This is a genomic window from Oculatella sp. FACHB-28 (assembly GCF_014696015.1).
In the GTDB taxonomy this organism is placed as follows: domain Bacteria; phylum Cyanobacteriota; class Cyanobacteriia; order Elainellales; family Elainellaceae; genus JAAUTN01.
The window spans coordinates 1-6536 of sequence record NZ_JACJPJ010000022.1; the positions used below are offsets into that span (position 1 = coordinate 1).

A 6536-nucleotide genomic window follows, 5' to 3' on the forward strand; every position below is an offset into this window, starting at 1 on the left:
GCTATTCCAAGTCGATTGAGATGCTGGAAGCTTCGATTCGGTTGTTGATTTACTACTTGAAGCACCGTCAAGTGCCAGCTTTAAGATAAATCATTCACCCATTGTGCAACGCCCGATTTTTGGCAAACCGAAGCGGGAGCCAAATTCCCGGTACCTTTGCCAATTCCTAAATCCTAAGTAGCTATAGGTTTCATGATCGTTGTTGCTTGTTCACCTCTTTACACGGAGGGCGAATTTGATGCAAGAGCGAAGCCCTGCTAAAACAGGGATTGAAACTGTTACTAAGTTGCAGGTTCTAGGTGCCAAGAGTCGCAATGACCTATTTGGCGCGAGACGGAATGAAAGTATGTTTGCCGAAGGAAATGCTGCTGTGCATTGCATGTTGCGATGCCCTCTTTGGTATAAGACGGAATGAAAGGGGTGCCTCTGTAGCCATCCATCGTTAGAATAAGCTCTACAATTGGACTCATCGAGAAGGAATGAAAGAGGCAGGGGTCTGCAAAATCTCTGCATAGCCAAGAATACCAAGGCTAAATTGATTAGCCATCTAGCGCTCAGATTGATTCTTGAGCGCGTGTTTTTAGGCGCAGTACGTAGTTCATCAAGCCTCACCTCTGAAACTCATCTCATTTTGCCTTCCTTAGAAAGGATTTTGGCTCACCAGTGTCTACGAGACTGGGCACTGTGCTGCTAATGCCCGTCAGGTACCTTCCCTCACTCATCCGAAACCAAGAACCATTCGTTTAGGGTTCAGTACTCGTGATTGCGCTGCTAATTTGCTAATTGAAGAAATCTGTGCCACTAATTTACTAATTTGTTCATCTACGCCATCAATTTGCTCAGATTTAGCTCGAAGAAACTAGCGGAGATCTTTATCTGACAGCTGATCGTGCCATTTTATGTGCTCACCCACAGCAGATATCTGCAAACCTCTACGTCAGCTAAGAGTAACAATACGCGGGTTAAATTTATAACTTATAACTATCTAGTGTTTAGGTTTACTGCTTGAGCGTGTTTTATTTGTAAAGCAAGTAGCTATTTAGTTTAACCAAGCTTCACTTTTGAAAGCCTTGCTGGATAAACCTTCAAGTACTTTATCAGGTTCTGTAGAAAGAGATGCTCTGTGATAATTTTGCGACATTAACCTGCAAATAGCTCTAAAACATAGCTCTAGCGACATTAACGTGCAAATTTGTGTAATCTATCAAAGAATCGCCAAATAACGACATGATCGTGCAAATAGCGACATTTATCATGCAAACGTACACATGAATTTGAAAGCCGCACCATTTTTTGTGAAAACGTACATAAAGTGCGCAATGCAGGCTGAACATGCCACTAATTTGCGAATTACGCCATACTTTTTGGCTATTCACAATTGCGCAAGTCATTTGCAAATTGCGGAAATCTGCGCAATTCATTTGCCAAAAAGTGAATCTGCGCAATTCATTTGCTCACTTCCGATTTGCAGAAATCAGCAAAAAACCTTGATGTAAAACAATTTCAGCCGCCCTACAAGTGTTTCGTACTGCGGGTCATTTTTTTGCGGAAGTCATTTGGAAACGGTATAATTTTGCGCAAGCTATTTGAAAGTAAGTAAAAACACTTAAAAAAGTAAGATTGCGCAAGTCATTTGGAAATTGCGCGATATAATGTGCTCAGTCACAACGGACACTTATTCCTTCGCTCTACAAATGTACAAAAAGGCGGCACCCAGATTCGAACTGGGGGTAAGGGATTTGCAGTCCCCTGCCTTACCACTTGGCCATGCCGCCGCTCGTTGAATCATCAATATATCAAATTTTGGGTCTTCCGTACCATCTTTACGACTCTTCTAAAACTCTGAAAGACGTTCCTCGCTGAGGCACATCCTTCAATTTTGCTTGGCTGAAGCAAAATTGTAGCAAATCGGCGAATTGTGATGTAAATCACAAAAAGATCTGTATGCGATCGCGTTTTTAAGTCTACTTCAAAGTTACTTTATCAAAGCATCATCTTCATTTCTAAAAAATCTTTGCGGCTCTCACCTTAACTGCTATGCTTCCCCCCTCCCCCCTCCTCATTGCTCAGATTACAGACACTCATCTATTTGCGGGCAAGAGTCAGGAATTGCTTGGTTTACCAACTGCCAAATCTCTGAACGCAGTGTTGAGTTGCTTACAAAAATTGCAGCCTCAACCAGACTTACTCCTGTTGACAGGCGATTTGTCTCAAGATGAGACAGTTGAATCCTATTATTGTTTGTATCAGTTTTTACTACCTCTAAAAATTCCCGTTTACTGGCTACCTGGGAACCATGATGTTCCTTCCGTTATGGAGCAGGTTCTGAATACTGCGCCCATCTCAGCCGAAAAAACGTTTCAACGAGGAGGCTGGAATTTTGTGTTACTTAACTCAGCAGTTTCGGGTCGAGTGGACGGCAAGCTCTCCTCCCAAAGCTTGAATTGGCTGGAACAGCAGCTCCAGGCAAATCCCCACCCTACCCTGTTGGCATTGCATCACCCGCCTTTTCCTATTGGTTCAAATTGGATAGATGAAATTAATTTGCAGAACTCAGCAGATCTGTTTGCCGTGCTCGACCGCTATTCTCAGGTCAAGCTAGTACTGTTTGGTCACATTCATCAAGAGTTTGATCACTGGCGGCACAGTGTTCGCTATCTAGGAACTCCCTCGACCTGCGTGCAATTCAAGCCCAACAGCGCAAACTTTGCCCTGGATCAGCTCAAGCCAGGATTTCGATTGCTGTATCTTGATCCAGACGGAAACTACAGTACTCGGGTAGAGCGTATAGACTGTGTTAACCAATTAGACTTTGCTGCAACGGGATACTAAGCTGTTACGCCATCGCTGAACCACAAGCTGTAGTGGAGCGGATAACCAACTATCGTACTGAGGATAAATCGGTAAACGAGGCAAAAGCTGCCAGCCCGCTTCTACTAAAGTTTGATTCAATGCTGCATCCCGTGGATGAGGGTAGTCCGGATTAACCTCATCTTTGGGGCTAATACCACCTAAATCTCTTGCACCTGCTTCAATGCAAGCAATTAAAAGATCTGCATCAGGAATTAGATTGGGAGGAATTTGAAGGGTAATTTCTGGCGGCAGCATGTCACGGGCGATCGCCACCATTTCCAATAGTTGATCAATCTCAAAAGCAGATCCCTGCCAGCTTTGCTGCTGTCCGGGGCTGTGGGGCTGCAAAATTACTTCTTGAATGTGTCCCCAACGCTGTTGGACTTGGGCGATCGCCTCTAATGTTTGCAGGCGATCGGCGACTGTCTCACCAATCCCTAGCAACAGCCCTGTTGTAAAAGGGATACGCAATTCTCCTGCCCACTCCAACTGTTGAAGACGCAGAGCGGGTTCCTTACTGGGAGCGTGCCGATGCACAGTCTTGAGCAACTCAGGTGTGACCTGTTCTAGCATTAGCCCCATCGACACATTCACCGTTTTAAGCTGAGCCATTTCTGCAAAGCTCAACGGTCCAGCGTTTGTATGAGGCAAAAAACCTAGCGACAGTGCCAACTCACACAGATGATAGATCCGGTGAAACCACTCGTGCCGTCGCGCGCTAAGCGGATGCACTTCACCACTCAAAATCAGGATTTCAATAATTCCCCGATCTTGAAGCCGCTTTAACTGCTCCTCTGCCTGTTGCAAAGACATCCAGTCATCTGTTCCTGGATCGACGCGAAAGTTGCAGTAGGTACAGCGGTTAAAGCATTCGTAGGTTGGCACCACCGTATAAGCGGGGCTATAGGTCACAACCTGAGTAGACAAAACCGATTCCCCTAAAACATCAGCAGCCTGTCCTGCCCTTGATGGCTGCGCCTCTTAGCATAGACGTTTTTGATGTGGGTTTTCACGGTATTCAAACTAATGCGTAAAGCTTCAGCAATCTCCTGATAGCTATATTCCTGACGCAGCAGTAACCAAATTTCAGCTTCTCGCTCCGTCAAGTCATACTTGCGGCGCTCAATCCAAAGCTCTTCCTGCAAAACTTCGTTATGGCTCTCAATCAGAAGCAGGATGAACTGACGATTGACAGGACTAGCGTTCTCACCGTGAGCAGGTTTTGGGCTAAACCAGCGCGCTCGAATACGGAGTCGTAGTCCTGTAGAAGTTTCACTTTCTACAATTAGAACGTGTTCCTCTGAACCAGACTTCCTAATTAAGCGGTGGCAAATTTCAACTAGCGCAGAGGGCAAAACACTGAGTTCACAATCGTTTTGGGTGAGCTGTTGACAAAGTTCTCTAGCCTTGAGATTGAGGTGAACCAGACGCATATTTGGGGCAACAACAATCACTCCCTCTGGCAATAAATCAACCAAAGCACCCCAAAATTCACTCGAATCAGTAGAGTCAGTTGAAAGAATTTCTACTCTAGGAGGTTCAGATTTCGGGACAAGCTTGTTTGGGACAAGCTTATTTGGGGCAAGCTTAGAAGGCTTTAAGCCAGCATTTGCTTTGTTGAAAAGAGGCTTTGTTGACAAACCGTACTCAACTGAAGAATGCATCGTAACAAATGATTCTTGAGAGGTGGGGCAAAGACGGATTGACATAGGTTTAGTACTCATCAGGCTTTGAGGTCATTCTGCTGGTTGCATAAGTGAACTCGCAATGAGCTGGCCGTAAGTAGCCCTAGTAGGGTGAAGTTAGCACATATAAGCTGAAGTGGGGTGAAGCGCACTGAAGCAGTGTGAAGTTTTTCTATAGTTACGGCAATCTGTCCGCGAAAATGCGGAATAATGACGGATGTAAAATTAGTGGATCGGGTTGCTCTGCAATATCCAATCCTTGAATATCTACCAAAAGCTCGCTCTGCTAACGGGTCAATCTCGTTTGCCCCGTAGAGTTACTTGGCAGAACTATGTTCTGCCTCATTGCTGAATGGAATAGCTTGTAGGCTTACAGCGTTTGTGGTGAAAGCCGTCCACTTTCCGAAAGAGAATCACTTGGAAGTGGATCAACCGCTGTTGTCTACAACTCGATCCTATCCATCAGGTAAAACGCTCAGTTTGGGTTGCTTAATCAGGTGATGTTTAGATTATCGAACTGAAGCTTGTGAAGTGGCTCACCCGTTTGGGTACATTCGATACTTAAAATTACACGTTTTTTGTAATGCGATCGCAAATCCTCATAACAGACAGCGGAAATAAATATGGTTTCTGTTTCTCAACCGATGGTTAACCCAGAGTCACTAGGTCGGTGGTTTCCAATAGAACGGCAACGCAGCTATATCACCGCTTTACAAGAAAGAGGGGGACTAACGCGCCTTCGAGCAGAATATTTTGTCAAACTGTGGGCGTACTTGCTATTGAAGTCGCAGCAGGAGCGAGGGGAGTCGTTAGACCAACCGCTTACTCGACTTTATCCGATGACGGAAATGATTCCCTGTACCCACCGAGAAGCAGCAGAGCTATTTTATGGTCAACAGGAAAAAGGGAGCGATCGCGCTGCAGGAATGATGCTCGATCGCTTGATTGGTCTAGGTTTGTTAGAAAAACGATTTGATGGACAAACGCTCTGTTTAAGAATTCGAGACCTACCAGAGCTAATCTTTGCTGAGCAGTCTGAATCTCTAGAATCCGTCCAGCTTTACCCGGATGCTTTTAATCCACGAACTGACGTTATTCCGGTTGCTAACCTATTTATCAAAAACTACACCGAAATTCTTCGAGATGTTTCTGCTGCCGCAGCCGCCCGTAAAACCGCTAAGTGCTTGAGAAACTGGTCACAGAACTACTCTGCTTGTATGAGAGTCTTACGCAGATCGGACAACCTGAACCCAGTTGGCATTAGTATTTTCTATCCGGTCAGCAGCGAATCAGAGGATAGTTTCTTCTTGCCGCCCAGCCGCAACTTCTTTTTGACAGCCGATACCGATGTCGATCCGTTTAAGATGGCTGCTCCCGGGGATCTGGACTGCACTTCTGTCTTCATTCGCGCTTGGATCATTGACACTCCCTACATGCAGGGACAGCACATCTACAGTTTTTTGAAGGATGCTCAGCAAACCCTGGCTCAAATGCAGAACGATTTTCCGAATCTTTGTGATTTGTACTCGCTGGTCGTTAGCCCTTCCTGTGAAGAGTTGCGGCAGGCGTTAGGTTTTCAGAAAACGCATCAGGAATCTCAGCGTTCTTATTACAGAGCTTATCTAGCGCTAGATCATTTCCTGGCTCTAGACATTAAGCAAGCTTTGAGTACTCTAAAGCCCAAGACGGCAAGAGCAGAGTAGGTTTGAGTCTTTGGGTTACAGCTTCATTGCACTGTATTTAATGAGAATCTCCCGTCAAACTTTACAAAAAGCAACGAAAGTCTTATACTCCTAATACGACGCAATTATCTGGTGCGTCCTCTTACTTAACCAAGCACTCAATAACTATGACAACGACCTTACAGCGGCGCGAGAGCGCATCACTGTGGGAGCAGTTCTGCAACTGGGTGACCAGCACCGACAACCGCCTGTACGTAGGCTGGTTCGGCGTTCTGATGATCCCCACCCTGCTCTCTGCCACCATCTGCTTCATCAT

At 45.5% G+C, this 6536-nt stretch carries 4 protein-coding genes, 1 tRNA gene and 1 pseudogene; 3 read left to right on the forward strand and 3 right to left on the reverse strand.

Going from position 1 to position 6536, the window contains the following annotated elements; genetic code table 11:
• Positions 1 to 1704: 1704 nt before the first annotated feature.
• A tRNA-Cys gene (locus H6F88_RS01185) sits at positions 1705 to 1775 on the reverse strand.
• Positions 1776 to 2037: 262 nt separating this feature from the next.
• Here H6F88_RS01185 and cpdA point away from each other — a divergent pair.
• Positions 2038 to 2832 carry a 3',5'-cyclic-AMP phosphodiesterase gene (gene cpdA / locus H6F88_RS01190; RefSeq protein ID WP_190640928.1) on the forward strand — a complete coding sequence of 265 codons (795 nt, stop codon included), beginning with the start codon at positions 2038 to 2040 and terminating at the stop codon, positions 2830 to 2832.
• On the opposite strand, the gene cofG is transcribed toward cpdA, so the two are convergent.
• Together cofG and H6F88_RS01200 are read right to left on the reverse strand one after the other, a co-directional pair.
• Positions 2806 to 3780 carry a 7,8-didemethyl-8-hydroxy-5-deazariboflavin synthase subunit CofG gene (gene cofG, locus H6F88_RS01195; RefSeq protein ID WP_190640929.1) on the reverse strand — a complete coding sequence of 325 codons (975 nt, stop codon included), beginning with the start codon at positions 3778 to 3780 and terminating at the stop codon, positions 2806 to 2808. The genes cpdA and cofG overlap by 27 nt on opposite strands.
• Positions 3781 to 3791: 11 nt before the next feature.
• Positions 3792 to 4331: a LuxR C-terminal-related transcriptional regulator gene (locus H6F88_RS01200; RefSeq protein ID WP_199333398.1), complete on the reverse strand. Its 540-nt coding sequence runs from the start codon at positions 4329 to 4331 to the stop codon at positions 3792 to 3794.
• A gap of 830 nt (positions 4332 to 5161) precedes the next feature.
• Here H6F88_RS01200 and H6F88_RS01205 point away from each other — a divergent pair.
• Together H6F88_RS01205 and H6F88_RS01210 are read left to right on the forward strand one after the other, a co-directional pair.
• Positions 5162 to 6241: a hypothetical protein gene (locus tag H6F88_RS01205; RefSeq protein ID WP_206756417.1), complete on the forward strand. Its 1080-nt coding sequence runs from the start codon at positions 5162 to 5164 to the stop codon at positions 6239 to 6241.
• A gap of 146 nt (positions 6242 to 6387) precedes the next feature.
• Positions 6388 to 6536, forward strand: a pseudogene (locus tag H6F88_RS01210) (photosystem II q(b) protein); the annotation flags it as partial.